The organism is Ruegeria sp. AL12 (assembly GCF_056540885.1).
Window position 1 is genome coordinate 324,008 of the sequence record NZ_JBQFXN010000002.1, and the last position, 16,213, is coordinate 340,220.

Consider the following 16,213-nt stretch of genomic DNA (forward strand, 5'->3'; position numbering starts at 1 on the left):
TCAGATCCATCACACCCTGCCCTGTCTTTGCCACCCCACCACGCTGAGACAGGCAAACAAGACTGCGGCGACGCAGACAATTGATGGCCCCGCCGGAGTATCGAACACATAAGCTGCCCGTAACCCCGCAATCGAGGACATCGCGCCTATTGCTGCCGCTATCAACGCCATTGATTCGGGCGAGCGGGCCAGATTTCGTGCCGCCGCCGCGGGAATGATCAGCATCGCCGCGATCAGCAATACCCCCACGACCTTGATCGCAACAGCCACGGTCACCGCCAGAGACAGAGTCAGAATCAACTGTTCCCGCCTCGGGTCGAACCCACTGGCATAGGCCAGTTCCTCGTTCAATGTAGCCGTCAAAAGCTGAGCCCATCGCCAGGCGATCAGCGCCACGACAAGCGCCGCGCCGCCCCAGATCACAAGCAGATCCGAACGGGATACCGCAAGAATATCGCCGAACAGATATGCCATCAAATCAATGCGGACGCCGGACAAAAACGAAACGGCAACCAGACCGAAAGCCAAAGCAGAATGCGCCAGGACCCCCAGCAGCGTGTCCATCGCATAGCCACGACCCGCCAACAAAGTGACCGTCAGCGCCATAATCAACGCAACAGCCAGCGCACCGGTGAAGATCGACATCTGAAAGGTCAGTGACAGGGCCACGCCCAGAATCGCGGCATGTGCGGTTGCGTCGCCGAAATACGCCATGCGGCGCCACACCACGAAACATCCAAGAGGCGCCGCCGCAAACGCAACGCCAATACCTGCAAGCGTTGCACGCATCATGAAATCGTCAAGCATCATTCCGCCGCTTCCTGAGGATTTGCATCATGGTCGTGATGGTGATCATGCTCGTGCCGGTACAGAGCAAGCGCTCCGCCTGTTCCCGTTCCGAACAAGGCCCGGTATTCCGGTGCCGAAGCGACCACCGCCGGCGATCCTTCACAGCACACATGGCCGTTCAGACAAATCACCCGGTCCGAGGCGCTCATGACCACGTGCAATTCGTGACTGATCATCAGGATTGCACATCCGGTTTCGCGGCGCACGGCCTCAATCTGCTGATAGAAACTCGCTGATCCGCGCTGGTCCAGCCCCTGGGTTGCCTCATCCAGCAGCAGAAGGTCAGGCTGGTTGATCAGCGCCCGCGCCAGCAACACACGCTGAAACTGCCCGCCGGACAGTTGCGACATCTGACGTTTCAACAGATCCGGGACGCCCGCTTTTTCCAATGCCTCGACACACTGACGGCCGGAGACACGGTCGGTCAGTCGCATGAATCGCTCGACCGAGATTGGCAACGTGGGATCCACGTGCAGTTTCTGCGGCACGTACCCGATCTTCAATCCGGGTTTCAGCGATACATGCCCGGCACTTGGCCTGGTCGCACCGATGATGGCGCGCAACAGGCTGGTTTTGCCCGACCCGTTCGGCCCGACGATGGTGACGATCTCGCCGGGTTCGACAGCCATGTCCACATGGCTCAGAACAGTGTTTGAACCATAGCGAACACTGAGATTCTCGACAGAGACGAGCGTCATTTTCAGGCCTTTTCGGTGCAGTCGGGGCAAAGTCCCTCGGCTTCTACAACCGTTCGCTCGATCTCGAAACCCGCTGCGCGCGCAGCGGCACCCAGAACACCTTTGACCGGCATGGACTGCGCCTCGGCAACGGCATCGCACTTTCTGCAAATCATGAATGCCGGCGAATGCGACGCGCCGGGGTGAGAGCAGGCAACGAATGCATTCAGCCGCTCGATCTTGTGAACGAAGCCGTTTTGAACAAGGAAATCAAGCGCCCGATAGGCGACCGGAGGTTGAGACCCGAACCCTTCCTCTCGCAGGCGGTCAAGAATTGCATAGGCACCAAGGGCCCGATGCTCTTGCAGCAGCATTTCCAAGACCTTGCGGCGAACCGGTGTCAGGCGCAGCCCCTCGCCCTCGCAGCGCGCCTCGGCGGATACCAACGCAGTTTTGACGCAACTCTGATGGTCATGTTCCTGAAACCCGACCGGGGCCGCCTCATCGACAGAGGCAGGGTTCGTATCGCTTGTCATGTTATTTCATATCATGTATTGCCACTCGTAACGTTATAAAATCACACAGAGGGTCTGATGTCCAGAAAGCTTCTTCCAGTTTCGATCACGGTTGCATTGATGGGAGGAACGGCCATTGCGGACGTTCCGAACGTCGCGGTCGATATCGCACCGATCCACTCGCTCGTTTCCCGGGTTATGGACGGCGTCGGAACACCGGCCCTGATCGTCGCACCAGGTGCCTCGCCTCATGAATACAACCTGCGCCCGTCCGAGGCGGCCGCATTGCAGGATGCCGATCTGGTGTTCTGGGTAGGAGAAGACCTGACACCTTGGATGGAAAACGCCATCGAAACCCTTGCCGACAGTGCGACGGTCACGTCCCTTCTTGACGCAGATGGTACCGTTCTTCTGGAGTTCCGCGAAAGCGCTGTTTTCGAGGCACATGATCATGGCGGCGAAGACGAACATGATCATGATGATGAGCACATCGAAGACGACGGGCACGATCATGATGATCATGAACATGGTCACGACGACCATGCAAAGGATGATGACCACGAGCATGATCACGAAGACCACGCCAAGGATGATGATCACGATCACGAAGACCATGCCGATCAAGACAAACATAATGAGCATCATGATCACGCGCATGGTGCGCACGACCCACATGCATGGCTTTCACCGGCAAATGCTGAAACCTGGCTGAATCTGATCGCCGCGCAGCTGTCGTCTGCCGACCCGGACAATGCAGGTGCATATTTTGCCAATGCCGCAGCCGCGCGCGCTGAAATGGCCGCGCTGTCCGCACAAGTGGCCGAGACGCTTGGACCAGTTCGCGGAGGAAGCTTCGTCGTGTTCCACGACGCCTACCAGTATTTCGAGGATGCATTTGACTTTCCGGCCGCAGGTGCGATTTCCATCGCCGACGCCTCGGACCCGAGCCCGGCTCGTATCGCCGAGATTCAAACCCGTATCCGCGAAGAAGGTATCAACTGCGTTCTCGCCGAGCCGCAATTCAACCCCGGCATGGTCAAAACCGTGCTGGACGGCACCGAGGCCAAGACGGGCGTAATCGATCCGCTGGGCTCTGATCTGGAACCCGGAGCCGATCTCTACCCGCAAGTCATTCTCAATATGGCAAAAACTCTGGCCGAGTGTCTCTGACCCTGTTGCAAGCCCGGTTCAGTTTTAGAAACTGGCCGGGTTCAACCTTCCAGAAGACAGGGCGGATCAACTCGCAGAACGAAATAATCGGCAGCTACTTCATATATGATGCCATGGTGCATCCGTATTCACTGCGCGGCACGGTTCACGGCTTGAAAACGAAGCGGTGACACACGTCATTTTTTCTGGTTGACCGGCGCGCAGATCGCTAGGCACGCCCCCTTCTTCGTGAAGTCGCACGGCAGGCCTCGGGTGGATGACAAACCGGTGTTTCGCGGGATTGTCTTCATCAACTGCAATGGCTCGCGGTGGCGCGACACTCCCGAGGAATACAGAACTAACAAGACGCTTAACAGCCGGTGGAAGCGTCGGTGCAAGAAGGGTATCTCCGCCCGGATGTTGGCCGAACTGGTTGCCGGGCACGGCGAAAGGAAGACCACGATCCCCTGCCGGGCAATGGACGCGACCTATCTCATGGCACATCGCAATGAAACCGGTATGGCCGAAAAAAGGGGGGCGTGGCTGCCTGATCGGGCGCATCAAGGGCGGCATGAATACCAAGCTGATGCCCGCCTGCGATGGCCAGGGTCGCCCGCTCAACCTGTTCGTGACCGCCGGGAGCGACAGTGATTACATCGACGCCCGGACTCTGCTCAGTAGCATCCCAAATGTGGATTGGCTGCTTGGGGAACCTGGCCGTGATGCCAGTCAAGGAAGACAAGCGCCGCAACTGCATCGAGACTATGTTTGGCGGGCTTAAGAATTGGAGGCGTGCGGCAACCCGCCATCACCGTTGATCCGGGGTCTTCCAATCAGCGACCGCACTCAAAGAAACCGTCATCCACTGACTGGGAATCCTCGCCCAAGTACATTAGCTCTTTTTCGAAACCTTTCCGCCGGAATAGAGATGCAAAGCGCTGTGCTCTTAAATCCTCGCGCTACGTCAGTCACGTAGTTTTTTTTGTTTTCAATATAGTTAGTCACTGTATCTTGATCGGAACGACCCTGAAGAGAGACGCAGGAGATTTCAAAATGGAATTGATTTCTGAGCAGCTTCGTACCTTCCCGATTATGGCGCTGTTTCTTTGTCTGGGCTTAGGTTATGGCGTTGGAAAGTTCAGGGTCGGCAAGTTCGAACTTGGTGGCATCGCCGGAACCCTTTTGGTGGCCGTTCTTGTAGGTCAAATCGGGGGCATTAACCTAAGCACCGATGTCCAGAATATTTTCTTCTCTCTTTTCATTTTTATGGTCGGCTATAATGGTGGCCCTCAATTTTTTGCAGCTCTGAACCGAACCGCACTTACCAAGTTACTGGCTGCATTTATGATGACTGTCTGGGGACTTTTCTTTGTGGTGGTCGTCGCCCGTTTGGCTGGGTTGGACAAAGGGTTGGCCGCTGGGCTGGCTGCAGGAGGGCTTACGCAATCCGCAATCATTGGTACCGCTGGAAATGCCATCGACCTGCTTGGGCTGGCCGCTGACGAAGCGGAAAAGCTCAAAACCAACATCGCCGTGGGATATTCAGTCACTTACATCTTCGGCTCGATCGGGCCAATTTTGGCGGTGAGTGTCATTCCAATCATAATGCGCGTGGATCTGCGTAAAGAGGCGATTAAGCTGGCCCAAAAACTCAGCGGAGGTGGCCGCAAACTGGAAGAAGGCGAGTTCCTCCCAATGAACCGCTTTAACGCCCGCGCCTATCAGGTAGGTTCCGACGCCTCGATTGCAGGAGAGTCAGTTAAATCCATCGAAAACACTTACGACGGCGACCTGATCGTCGAGAAAATTCTGCATGAAGGTGCCCCGTTAGATCCGAAACCGGACATGGTTATCAGCCCAGGAGACGTCATCGTTGTATCGGGGCTTGTTACAACCCTGACCCGGTTCGAAGGTAGTGCAAGCGGAGAAATTGGTGAGTACCCACCTGAATTGACGGTGGTGGAAGAACGTCGAAATGTTGTTGTCACTAATCGGAAACTGACAGGTAAAACTCTTGCCGAATTGCGCGAAGCCGTAACAGCCGATCAACGACGCGGCGTTCACATCTCAAAAATTACCCGAATGGGTCACGAAGTGCCGGTGTTGCAAAATACCGAAATTCATGCAGGCGATGAGATCTGCATCGTCGGCCACAAAGACGACTTGAACCGAGCGGCAAAAGAGGCGGGATACGTACCGCCATTGGCTTCGGCCACAAATTTCATCGCGCTGGGGATTGGTGTGGCAATTGGCTATTTGATTGGCGAAATCAGCTTCGTGATCGCTGGAACCAAAGTGTCGCTCGGCTCGGGCCTTGGGTGCCTCGTGACAGGGTTGATAATCGGGTATTTGCGTATTCGCCGACCCAAGATCGGCGGGATCAACCATGGGGCCGCAAATTTTCTGCAGAGTTTCGGATTGGCGGTATTCGTCGGGGTTGTTGGTTTGAATGCCGGTAAACCTGCTCTGGAAGCAATTCAACAGTACGGCGTTACCCTGCTTCTGTTGGGAGTCCTGGTCACAATGATGCCAATGATTGTTCAATTCCCTATTAACTACTATGTCTTGCGCATCAAAAACCCGGTCGAAGCCTGCGCGGTTGTTACCGGGTCCCGGTCCGGGAACCCGGGGTTTGCCACGTTGCTTGAAAAGGCAGGGAACTCCACCCCCACGCCAGCGTTCACCATGACCTATGCGGTTGCAAATATCTTTTTGACGCTCTGGGGCCCGCTCGTTGTGGCGTTCGTACCGTAAGTCGCTTCAGAATGACCTCAACTGTCGAACGCGACTATGTGGCGTGCGGCTAGGGCATGACCCGCTGAGAAGACAGGCTGATAGTTTGAGTCGCCTGCGTCCTCAGCGGCCATGTATTTAACCGTGCAACGGCAATCCTTTTGACGCGCGATAAGCCTGCACATATCCAACGGCCACAGCCCGTACAGCGCGACCGATCTGGCGATAGGCGCTGTCGTCCAAATTGGCGAAAGACACGCGTGCAGACCAGTTGGGCGCATCAAAACCGGACCCGTTCAACAGCACGATCCCGTGGTCCTGTGCCAGTTTGAACGAGATATCCAACGGGTGAACGTTTTCCTTGATCCATTCAACCACATCTTCGCCGACGTATTTCCGCAGCCAGAACTCGAAATCTATGATGCCATAATACTTGTCGAACAACGGGTTGTCGGCGACTTCAACGCCCAATCCGTCGACCAGTTCATCAAAACGGTGCTTCAAGATACCCCAACAGAACTTCTGATAAGCTTTCTCGTGGTCCATCAACTCGACAAGCGAGAACAATGTCATCATCACTTGTTGTGGCACCGACAGACCCGCAGTGTGATTTAGTGCGACATCCCGGCTGTCGGCGACAATCCGATCAATGAACTTGAACGAGGACGGGTCGGGGGTCAGCGATTCATACCGGGCGTTCACCACAGCTTTGGTCTCGTCCGGTGCCTCAGCAATCATCTTGTCGAAGATGTTGTTCTCGGCCACTAGAATTGCGCCCAGACGCCAGCCCGTGCAACCAAAATACTTCGAGTAGGAGTAAACCCCGATCGTATTTTCAGGAAGATGCCCCATCACCGATTGAAAGTCAGGTACGAAGGTGCCGTAGACATCATCTGTCAATATGATCAGGTCAGGACGGCGGGTCTTTACGAAGTCCACAAGTCGGGTCATGACTTCGGGGCTGATCGCGACAGAGGATGGATTCCCTGGGTTGACCAAGAACAGCGCTTTGACTTTGGGATCGGCCAGCAGTTCAAAATCGTTGTCGTTAAGTTGAAAATGATCTTCTTCAGCAGAAGACACATCCACAGTATTCAACCCGTAATCTTCAAGCACCGGCATTTCCAGATAAGGCGTGAAGATCGGCGTGCCCAATGCAATTGTGTCGCCTGCATTAAGCAACCGCTGGTTCTTAAGTGCCTTGAAAATATAGCACATCGCAGCAGTTCCGCCCTCTACTGCGTAGATATCGAACTTTGCGTCGGGCCGATGGCCTGCGCACATCGCCCACATCACGTATTCGTGGACGATCGCCTCATTGTGTTCCAAGCACCTGTCCGGCATCGGGTAGTGGTCGCCAATGATACCGTCGGTCAATTCGAGTACGAAATCGTCTGCTGTGAAACCAAATTTTTCAATCGCAAAATCCACCACGGCCACCAAAGTATCTGCACCTGGAGGACCGTTTTTTTCCGACGTTTCGGCGCAGTATGCCTTGAGCCGTTCGTAACATCCCGGCCCTTGTGGCATACCGGCTAGTCCAACTTGTGGTTCATTGCGATGTCGCTGTGCCTCGGTCATCGCGAACTGACCCAAAAGGAAGAACGCCTCTCGTGCCTTGGTAGCGATCCAATTCGGGTTGCCGCGCCCTGCGTTCAAATATGGCAGCGCCATTTGGCGCGACTCTCTCTGCGCCAGCTTTATGAGTTCGTCTTTGATCTGGAAAGGACTTAGGTTCTCGAACTTATGCAGGTCCAGCGTTTCTGCCATGGCATCAAACCTTTGCGTTAGAACAATCGAAAGAATTCAACCGGATCGTATGCAAGGTGATGAGCAAATGTAAACAGAACTATCAGAATGGAGCGACCGACGAAAAGAAAACCATGAACTTCAAAACAGGCTCTGGGGTCGCGATTCCTAACCAGTAAACGACTGTTGCTGCGGGTGCGATCGCTGATTGAAATATCCTGAAACAGGTCGCGCCTATTGCCCAACAGGGTAGCACGCCAATGATGTCACGATAGGGATCATCACAGTCTTCTTCTCGCCCTGCCCGGCAACAAGGCCGGCCAGCATTCCGGCGAAGATACCTTTCTCGCACCAACGCTTTCTCCGGCTGTAAAGCGAGTTGTGCGCTCTGTATTTCTCGGGAACGTCGCGCCACCGCGAACAGTTGCGATTAATGGAGATAATCCCGCTCAATACCCGTTTGTCATCGACCCTAGGCGTGCCAAGCGTCTCCGCTAAGAAGGGGGCGAGCCTGGCCACCTGCTCGTCGGTCAACCAGAAAGGATCACCCGTTTCACCGCTCTGTTTTCTAGGACGTGTACCCTGAAGTACCTTGAAATTGGATGCATCGTGGCACTATGAGGGTGATTTCAAACCCAGCTGTTTCAGAGCTTCGTCCGCTGACCGAGCCCAACGTTCCCGAAGGGCAGCGTTGGTGCTATGGCGCAAACCAAGTGATCTCAGATGCTCAAATCGGTTCGGGTCATCCCTCCCGAAAGACACTGCTACGCGTGGCCACCAATAGTCCACAGCGTCTTGCATGTCTTGCGACGCTCCGTTTTCAACCAGCTTCACAGCGCCTTCCAACGCCAGTTCGCCGTGATGCGCCTCGATCGGTGCGATCTGCCGGAAAGCCTCGGCCAGTGGCTGGTAAGAGACGGTCGAGAACTCCGCCAGTTGCTCTGCCACGGCACGGCTCATCAGCAGGTTCATGACGACGGCATCAGTCCAACCGGAAATCGGATAATTGAACACCGCAAGCCGCATGTCATGTTCGCTGCGGGTCGCGCCGATATCCGCTTTTCGATCCAACCGGGCAGTCCACGGGTGATGCGTGGCATAACGATCCGTGTCGGCGCCGAACTCACCCATGATTTTCAGAACCCGATCCGCATGGTCCGTCTTTTCCAACACGATCTTCGCCGCCGCGATGCGTTCCTTTATGCCGGGGCCCTGGTTGATGACATCAGCAAAGCCCGCGGCACCTGCGAGTTCGCTGTCCACAAACGTAGCCATCAGTTTCATCAGTTCGGCGCGGTAACGCGGCGGTACGTTGGTCGGATTGGTCAGCACTCCGCCTGCGGCCAGGTAGCTGTCAAGTGTCATGGCGTCGGTCATTGATCCTCTCCCTTTACTGGTCGTAGTCCACGACCACGCGGTCGGTCACCGGGTAAGCCTGACAACTCAGCACGTAACCTTTTTCGACCTCGTAATCTTCCAGCGCGTGATTGGCGAGCATCTCGACTTCGCCCTCAAGAACACGGCAGCGGCAGGTTGAACAGACCCCGGCCTTGCAGGCGTAAGGCGCGTCCATGGCATTTTCCAGGGCGGCATCCAGAATGGACTGATCCTTCGGCAAGGTGACGGTCTGCGTCGCGCCGTCCAGTGTGATCGAAGCACTGGTCTGGTTTGCCTGCGTGCCTGCGTCGGCGGCGTCTGTCTTGCGCCTGGCCCGACCCGGCTGGGCGCTTGCGAAGAGTTCGAACTTGATCTGGCTGTCCTCAAGTCCGTGTTCCCGCAGAGCGGCGGCAATACCCAGCATCATCGGCTCTGGTCCGCAGATGAATGCGGTGTCTGCATTCTTGACATCGATCCAGTGCTTGAACAGCTCGCGGCATTTTTCCTGCGTTACCAGACCGGTAAACAGGTCAATCTCCTGCGCGTCGGTTTCCAGAATGTGGATGACGTTCAGCCGACCCATATATAGGTTCTTCAGATCCTCCAGTTCCTCGCGGAACATGATCGTGTTGATGCCCTTGTTGGCATAGATCAGCGTAAATCGGGATTTGGGTTCGCGCGCCAATGTGGTTTTGAGGATCGACAGAACAGGCGTGATCCCCGATCCGCCGGCGAAGCCAAGGTATTGTTTTTCCGCATCCGCATCGATGGGTACGTGGAAATTGCCCATTGGCGGCATCGCCTGCACGACGTCACCTATGTTGAGCTCTTCATTTGCCCAGCTTGAGAATGCGCCACCCTCGACACGTTTTATGCCAACCTTAAGAACACCGTCATCCTTGCCGGCACAGATGGAGTAGGAGCGGCGCAGTTCTTCACCGTCGAATTCGCGCCGGAACGTCAGGTACTGGCCGGCGGCGAAGTCGAACTGTTCCGCTGCGCCGTTAACGGGCTCAAGCGTAACGACAACCGCATCGCGGATGGTTTTGTGGATGTCGGTGACTTTCAGGTCGTGAAAACGTGCCATCCGGTGCTCCTCCTCAGATGCACTTGAAATAGTCAAAGGGTTCCAGACAGTCCGCGCAGCGCCAATGGGCCTTGCACGGGGTCGAGCCGAACTGGCTGACCTTTTCGACTGCTTTACTGCCGCAATGGGGACAGCGATCCGGGCCGCCCGCGGGTTGCGGCGGCGCAATGCCATAATCTTCCAGCTTGGCGCGGCCTTTTTCGCTGAGCCAATCGGTGGTCCAGGCGGGTGAAATGCTGGTTTCTATGAGCAGATCCCCGATGCCGTGATCGCGCAGGGCGGTTTCGATATCCATACTAATGATGGATGTCGCCGGGCAACCGGAATACGTTGGCGTGACGGTTACGACCAGCGTGTCAGCGTCCCAGCGCACATCGCGCACAATGCCCAAATCCACGACGGAGATCACCGGGATTTCGGGATCGGGCACGGCATCCAGCCAGCTCCATATCTGGTCAGTCGAGACCCGCATCCGCTTTTACCACTTTGCTCCGGGATAGGCGCGTTGCAGCCATTGCATCTGCGTCAGCAGATGGCCCAGATGTTCGGTATGCATGCGCCCGTCGCGGCCGCCTTTATGGGCAAAACGGCTTTCCGGAATGGTCAGAGTTGCCTGATTGAGGACCCGCTCAACCAGAGCGTCGTATTCCTCTCGCAAATCCGCCGGATTCGGAGCGATCCCTGCGGCGACCATCTGGGCGTCCACCTCGTCGCTGGCAAACATCTCGCCCACATAGGGCCACAGGTAATCCAGAGCATCCTGCATCCGGGCATGGCTTTCCTCGGTTCCATCACCAAGCCCGACAACCGTGTCGCCCGAACGTTCCAGATGGTAGGTCACTTCCTTGCTGGCCTTGGCGGCGATTGCCGCGACCCGCTCGTCCGAGGAAGCCATCAGGCGCCCCAGCATGATCGAGTGCCACGCATCGAACAGGAATTGACGCATCAGCGTACGGCCGAAATCGCCGTTCGGCACTTCGACCAGCAACACGTTGCGGAAATCCCAGGCGTCGCGCAGGAAAGCCAGCTCGTCGGCGCTTTTGCCACCATCGGCCTCTCCCGCAAGGCCCAGCCACATCTGGGTCTGGCCAATCAGGTCCAGCGCGGTGTTGGCCAGCGCTATGTCTTCTTCCAGAACCGGCGCATGGCCGCACCACTCACTGACACGATGGCCGAGGATCAGGGTGTTGTCCCCCATCCGCAGCAGGAATTGCAGAAATGCCTCGTCCCGGGTCATCACATTGCCCCCACTTCATCGGGAATGTCGAAGAAAGTCGGGTGGCGGTAAACTTTGCTTTGGCTCGGTTCGTACAGCGGGCCTTTGTCGCTGGGCGACGACGCCGAGATGTTGTTGGCTTCGACCACCCAGATCGAGACGCCTTCGTTGCGGCGGGTGTAGACATCGCGCGCGTTCTTGATTGCCATTTCCGCGTCAGGGGCATGTAGCGAACCGACATGTCGGTGGCTCATCCCATGCTGACCGCGGATGAAGATTTCCCACAGGGGCCATTCGGTATTCATCGGGTATCCTCCTCAGGGTAAGCTTATTCAGCAGCCAGATTGCCGGCCTGTTTCTTGCGGGCGTGGGCCAGCAGCCCGTCACGGACCCACTTGCCGTCGTCCCATGCCTTGTTGCGCGCGGCCAGCCGATCCACGTTGCAGGGGCCGTTGCCCTTGATCACGTCAAAGAATTCCGACCAGTCGGGTTCGGTAAAGTCGTAATGCCCCCGCTCTTCGTTCCACTTCAGATCCGGATCGGGGATTGTCAGACCCAGATATTCAGCCTGCGGCACGGTCTGGTCGACGAATTTCTGACGCAGCTCGTCATTGGTGTTGATCTTGATCTTCCACGCCATCGACTGGGCCGAATGCACCGAGTCCTTGTCGGACGGACCGAACATCATCAGTGACGGGTACCAGAAGCGGTTCATCGCATCCTGCGCCATCTTGCGTTGTTCGGGCGTACCTTCGGCCATTTTGCGAATGGCATCGTAACCCTGGCGCTGGTGAAAGCTTTCTTCCTTGCAGATGCGGATCATGGCGCGCGAATACGGCCCGTAGGACGTTCTTTGCAGCGGCACCTGGTTCATGATCGCCGCACCGTCAACCAGCCACCCGACGGCACCGATATCGGCCCAGTTCAAGGTCGGGTAATTGAAGATCGACGAGTATTTCATGCGGCCATCCAGCAGCATCTCGGTCAGTTCATCGCGGCTGACGCCCAACGTTTCGGCGGCACAATACAGGTAAAGACCGTGCCCGGCCTCGTCCTGCACCTTGGCGAGAAGGATCGCCTTCCGCTCCAGCGTCGGCGCGCGCGTGATCCAGTTGCCTTCGGGCAATTGGCCCACAATCTCGGAATGAGCGTGCTGTCCAATCTGACGGATCAGCGTCTTCCGATACCCGTGCGGCATCCAGTCCTTTGGCTCGATCTTGATATCCGCGTCGATCCGCGCCTGGAATTCAGCTAGCTTGTCCGGATCTTCATTCGACGCTTCGGATTCTACCATCTGAGCATACATGTCCCGTCTCCTCCGTTACACGCGTTCAAGTATAAGGGCCGCACCCTGCCCGACACCCACACACATGGTGCACAGGGCATAGCGCCCGCCGGTACGTTTCAATTGATAGGCCGCAGTCAGCACAAGACGCGCACCGCTCATGCCAAGGGGATGGCCCAGCGCTATTGCGCCACCGTTGGGGTTCACGTGAGGCGCGTCGTCGGGAAGACCCAGCTCGCGCAAGGTGGCAAGGCCCTGAGACGCAAACGCCTCGTTCAGTTCGATCACGTCCATCTGATCCACGCTCAGCCCTGCCCGGGCCAACACCTTGCGGCTGGCCGGCACCGGGCCGATGCCCATCACACGTGGCGCAACACCCGCAACCGACATGCCAACCACACGGGCCATCGGGGTCAGACCGTTCTGGGCTGCCGTGGCCTCATTCGCCATCAGGATCGCCGCCGCGCCATCATTCACACCGGACGCATTTCCCGCCGTCACGGTTTTGTCGGGCCCGTTCACACCTTTCAGACCCGCGAGTTTTTCTGCCGTAGTTCCCGGGCGCGGGTGCTCGTCCGTATCAACGACAATCGGATCGCCCTTGCGCTGGGGAACCGAAACCGGGGTAATTTCATCCTTGAACACCCCAGCGGCATGCGCGGCGGCCCAGCGGGACTGGCTGCGCGCGGCAAAGGCATCCTGGTCTTCCCGGCTGATACCATAATCTTCGGCGACATTGTCGGCCGTTTTCGGCATGGAGTCGACGCCGTATGCCTGCTTCATCTTCGGGTTCACGAAACGCCATCCGATCGTGGTGTCGTAAACCGCGTTGCTGCGAGTGAACGCCGAACTTGCCTTGGGCATCACGAACGGCGCGCGTGACATGCTTTCCACGCCACCCGCAATGACCAAATCATAGTCGCCCGCCTTGATGCCGCGCGCCGCCATTCCCACGGCATCCATGCCGCTGGCACACAGACGGTTCACCGTCGTTCCCGGCACATCAATCGGCAAACCCGCCAACAGCGCCGCCATACGCGCAACGTTTCGGTTGCTCTCGCCCGCCTGATTGGCATCGCCATAGATCACGTCGTCAACACTGGCCCAGTCGACCTGAGGGTTGCGCGCCTTCAGCGCCGCCAACGGCAGAGCAGCCAGATCATCTGTGCGGACCGACGAAAGCGCTCCTCCGTAGCGTCCGATCGGAGTGCGCGTCGCGTCACAAATGAAAGCGTCCATCTTAGAGTACTCCTGTTCCCACGGAACAATATCAACCGTCTGGTCGGTTAATAAATCTTCCCCTGATTCGATGCAAGTCTTATGTTACTCAATCTTCCCATGCGCCGCACATCTTGTAACATTAAAGGTGACTGCTGACCAAAGAGGTTTTCTTGACCGCAAAAAAGACGACGCAGCCCTTCGCGATGGCAGGACATCCAACAGCTCGCCCGAACTTTGCCCCGCTGTGGGTCAGTCCATCAGCTCGGCTTCCAAGCTCGATAGCGAAGGGCGCGGCAGCCTGTCCAACAAGTGCGAGACAGCTTCTCTGCATGCGGCGCCTTTCCAATCGTCCGGCAGGAAAACCGGTGGCAGGCTTGGGTGGCGCAGAACGATACGACGCCAGGCATGCACCACCAGTACGCGCAGAACCGCCGAACGCATCGGATCGCCCGCCCCCTCTGCGGGCAAAAGCCGCTCAACCACCTGAATGGCATCCCAGAACTGATCATAGGCGGTTTTCAACGGCTCCGGCCCGCACAGGTCGCGAAGCCAGTTCGGGACGGACATCGTGTCGCTCTCGAAACCCAGAAGCTCTTCAAGATCATTCGGCATCGGCCCGGGCGCCATGGCCGTGGACGCATTCAGCGAGAAGTAATCCCCTGTCAGCATCAGGTCCGACAATTCCTTTCGGGAACTTTCCGAGTTGCTGGCGATGAGGACATGCCAGATATCAGGCATGTTCGGGTCGCGGGAATAGATACGCGGCGCGGCTGCAACGCTTTGACGGCGGCCAAAGCTGGTCAGCCTGTGTACACTGTTCCGACCAACCCGCGTGCTTTCAATCCAGCCTTCCTTGCGCAACCGATGCAAGGCAACCCGCGTGGCCTCGGCCCTGATCCCCGCCAGACGCGTAAGCGCGGTGATGAGTGATCCGCTGATCTGATCTGATCCATCCTGCGCCAGATCGCCGAAAATCGTGACCAGAACAGACCACACCCGCTGGGTGCTTGTCGTGGTCAGCCGGCTGACACAGGTTTCAAACCAGTCTGGAGCGGTATCTTTCATTTGCCCAGTATAATCGGGCCCGAAGGAAATGCCATCCGGCCCCACGCGCCCAGTTTCGTTCAGGGTCAGGATTTCGCCAACGGGGTCGGTTCAGTCAAGCGTTGTCGGGCAAGACAAATGATCGGCCGAGGCAGCGCCACCTGCGCGCGCCGCGTTGCCTGCCGCTCTATTTGGCGTGCATGTCACGTTTGCGGTTGCGAGTTCGTTTCGTGGCCTCTTCCGAGCCATCGTGATAGGTTCCGAACCACTTGTCCCAGGGCATTTCCGCGTTGCCGTAATTGCATTCGTAATACCGGTGATGCAACTGGTGGAAAAACGCCCCGATCAACAACGCCTGACGGTCGCGCGCCCAGATGGCCTCGTACCCGGAATGAGACGAGGCGGCACCCAACATCAGCCAATACCCCAGAAAGATCATGTGCACCGGGTTGCTGGGCAGCACCAGCACGATCAGGATGGCACTGAGATACCCCAAAGCCTCGACCGGATGCATCGACATGCCCGACCATGGGCCGGTGTTGACGTTGCGGTGATGCACGGCGTGAACATGTCTGTAGATGAATGGCTGATGCAGAAATAGATGCACCACGTAGAAATGAAAGCTCTGCCAGATCGCCAGGATCGGAAACAGCAGCACGAACCAGACCGGATGCGCCGTGAAGCTGAGCGTGGCGATATAGTCGTTGGCATACATCCAGCGCAGAAAGCACTCCAGCATCGACAGGAATGTCGCGCCAAAGACCATCGAATGGTAGATGTTGTCCCAGGTCTGATAGCCGAACTTGTACAAAGCGTTCTGGCGCTTCATGTAAGGCCGTGGGTCGTATTTCAGCAGCTTTCCCTGCCCGTCAACGCCGTAGAACCACATGTGCAGACCACCGGCGACGATCAACAGCAGCACCCAGTTCCGAATGAATACCCATGACATCCAGCCCGAGGCAAACGAGGCCTGCCCGGCATCGACGGGTTGTACCCAGAAGGCCACTAGGAAGGCCAAGGCCAGAAAGATCGAGCGGTCCGAGAACTGAAGCCAGTTCTGCCAAACCCATTTCGCCAGGACGCCGATTTTCGGCGGCCAGTTCCAGTACGGGGCGTATATCACCGGCAAGTCCGGGTGCCAATGCCATTCGCGGCTCATGGGGCCGGGCGCGGGGCGTACCTTGGTGGTGCCCTGAAGGTTCGCATCTTGGGTCGTCACGTGATTGTCCTTTCCTGAATAAAGTCGCCTTTTTCAGGACCAGGCCGGAGGCGGCTCGTAAGGATATTTGCGTGATGGCCGGCGATACATGA

Annotated in this window: 15 protein-coding genes and 2 pseudogenes; 3 read left to right on the top strand and 14 right to left on the bottom strand. The window is 57.2% G+C overall.

The genetic code is table 11. The annotated features are described in order from the left end of the window. Positions 1–9 precede the first annotated feature (9 nt). From ACR0C6_RS09315 to ACR0C6_RS09325, 3 genes are read right to left on the bottom strand one after another with little or no spacing between them, the layout of a single operon-like run. A complete protein-coding gene (locus ACR0C6_RS09315) occupies positions 10–807 on the bottom strand; it encodes a metal ABC transporter permease (protein ID WP_480619243.1) in 798 nt (265 codons plus the stop codon). Further along, positions 807–1,547, bottom strand: a complete 741-nt coding sequence (locus ACR0C6_RS09320) for a metal ABC transporter ATP-binding protein (protein WP_152460133.1) — start codon at positions 1,545–1,547, stop codon at positions 807–809. Before ACR0C6_RS09320 ends, ACR0C6_RS09315 begins: the two co-directional genes overlap by 1 nt. A gap of 2 nt (positions 1,548–1,549) precedes the next feature. Next, the gene (locus ACR0C6_RS09325) at positions 1,550–2,062 is read right to left on the bottom strand and encodes a transcriptional repressor (protein ID WP_480618942.1); all 513 of its coding nucleotides are present in this window, start codon (positions 2,060–2,062) and stop codon (positions 1,550–1,552) included. A 57-nt stretch (positions 2,063–2,119) separates the two neighbouring features. Between ACR0C6_RS09325 and ACR0C6_RS09330 the strand changes: the two genes are divergently transcribed. The 3 genes and pseudogenes from ACR0C6_RS09330 to aspT all read left to right on the top strand — a co-directional run bounded on the left by ACR0C6_RS09330 (position 2,120) and on the right by aspT (position 5,944). Next, positions 2,120–3,211 carry a zinc ABC transporter substrate-binding protein gene (locus tag ACR0C6_RS09330; protein WP_480618944.1) on the top strand — a complete coding sequence of 364 codons (1,092 nt, stop codon included), beginning with the start codon at positions 2,120–2,122 and terminating at the stop codon, positions 3,209–3,211. A gap of 189 nt (positions 3,212–3,400) precedes the next feature. Further along, positions 3,401–4,008, top strand: a pseudogene (locus tag ACR0C6_RS09335) (transposase). A 235-nt stretch (positions 4,009–4,243) separates the two neighbouring features. Further along, the gene (gene aspT, locus ACR0C6_RS09340) at positions 4,244–5,944 is read left to right on the top strand and encodes an aspartate-alanine antiporter (protein ID WP_480618946.1); all 1,701 of its coding nucleotides are present in this window, start codon (positions 4,244–4,246) and stop codon (positions 5,942–5,944) included. A gap of 117 nt (positions 5,945–6,061) precedes the next feature. On the opposite strand, the gene ACR0C6_RS09345 is transcribed toward aspT, so the two are convergent. The 11 genes and pseudogenes from ACR0C6_RS09345 to ACR0C6_RS09395 all read right to left on the bottom strand — a co-directional run bounded on the left by ACR0C6_RS09345 (position 6,062) and on the right by ACR0C6_RS09395 (position 16,121). Continuing rightward, entirely contained in the window at positions 6,062–7,693 is a 1,632-nt protein-coding gene (locus ACR0C6_RS09345; RefSeq protein ID WP_480618948.1) for a bifunctional aspartate transaminase/aspartate 4-decarboxylase, read from the bottom strand. A gap of 255 nt (positions 7,694–7,948) precedes the next feature. Further along, a pseudogene (locus ACR0C6_RS09350) lies at positions 7,949–8,206 on the bottom strand (transposase); the annotation flags it as partial. Positions 8,207–8,287: 81 nt separating this feature from the next. Then, positions 8,288–9,049 carry a Phenylacetic acid catabolic protein gene (locus ACR0C6_RS09355; protein ID WP_152460127.1) on the bottom strand — a complete coding sequence of 254 codons (762 nt, stop codon included), beginning with the start codon at positions 9,047–9,049 and terminating at the stop codon, positions 8,288–8,290. 13 nt (positions 9,050–9,062) lie between these two features. Then, entirely contained in the window at positions 9,063–10,136 is a 1,074-nt protein-coding gene (gene paaE, locus ACR0C6_RS09360) for a 1,2-phenylacetyl-CoA epoxidase subunit PaaE (RefSeq protein ID WP_480618950.1), read from the bottom strand. A gap of 13 nt (positions 10,137–10,149) precedes the next feature. Further along, positions 10,150–10,608, bottom strand: a complete 459-nt coding sequence (gene paaD, locus ACR0C6_RS09365) for a 1,2-phenylacetyl-CoA epoxidase subunit PaaD (protein WP_171229245.1) — start codon at positions 10,606–10,608, stop codon at positions 10,150–10,152. A gap of 6 nt (positions 10,609–10,614) precedes the next feature. Beyond that, positions 10,615–11,373: a 1,2-phenylacetyl-CoA epoxidase subunit PaaC gene (paaC, locus tag ACR0C6_RS09370; RefSeq protein WP_171229246.1), complete on the bottom strand. Its 759-nt coding sequence runs from the start codon at positions 11,371–11,373 to the stop codon at positions 10,615–10,617. Continuing rightward, positions 11,373–11,657, bottom strand: a complete 285-nt coding sequence (gene paaB, locus ACR0C6_RS09375; protein ID WP_171118424.1) for a 1,2-phenylacetyl-CoA epoxidase subunit PaaB — start codon at positions 11,655–11,657, stop codon at positions 11,373–11,375. Before paaB ends, paaC begins: the two co-directional genes overlap by 1 nt. A gap of 23 nt (positions 11,658–11,680) precedes the next feature. Further along, on the bottom strand, positions 11,681–12,658 hold the full coding sequence (gene paaA, locus ACR0C6_RS09380; protein WP_171118422.1) for a 1,2-phenylacetyl-CoA epoxidase subunit PaaA: 978 nt from the start codon (positions 12,656–12,658) through the stop codon (positions 11,681–11,683). A gap of 15 nt (positions 12,659–12,673) precedes the next feature. Next, positions 12,674–13,876, bottom strand: a complete 1,203-nt coding sequence (pcaF, locus tag ACR0C6_RS09385) for a 3-oxoadipyl-CoA thiolase (protein ID WP_480618952.1) — start codon at positions 13,874–13,876, stop codon at positions 12,674–12,676. A gap of 231 nt (positions 13,877–14,107) precedes the next feature. Beyond that, on the bottom strand, positions 14,108–14,923 hold the full coding sequence (locus ACR0C6_RS09390) for a PaaX family transcriptional regulator C-terminal domain-containing protein (RefSeq protein WP_480618954.1): 816 nt from the start codon (positions 14,921–14,923) through the stop codon (positions 14,108–14,110). A gap of 166 nt (positions 14,924–15,089) precedes the next feature. Then, positions 15,090–16,121: a sterol desaturase family protein gene (locus ACR0C6_RS09395; RefSeq protein WP_480618956.1), complete on the bottom strand. Its 1,032-nt coding sequence runs from the start codon at positions 16,119–16,121 to the stop codon at positions 15,090–15,092. Between the last annotated feature and the right edge of the window lie 92 nt (positions 16,122–16,213).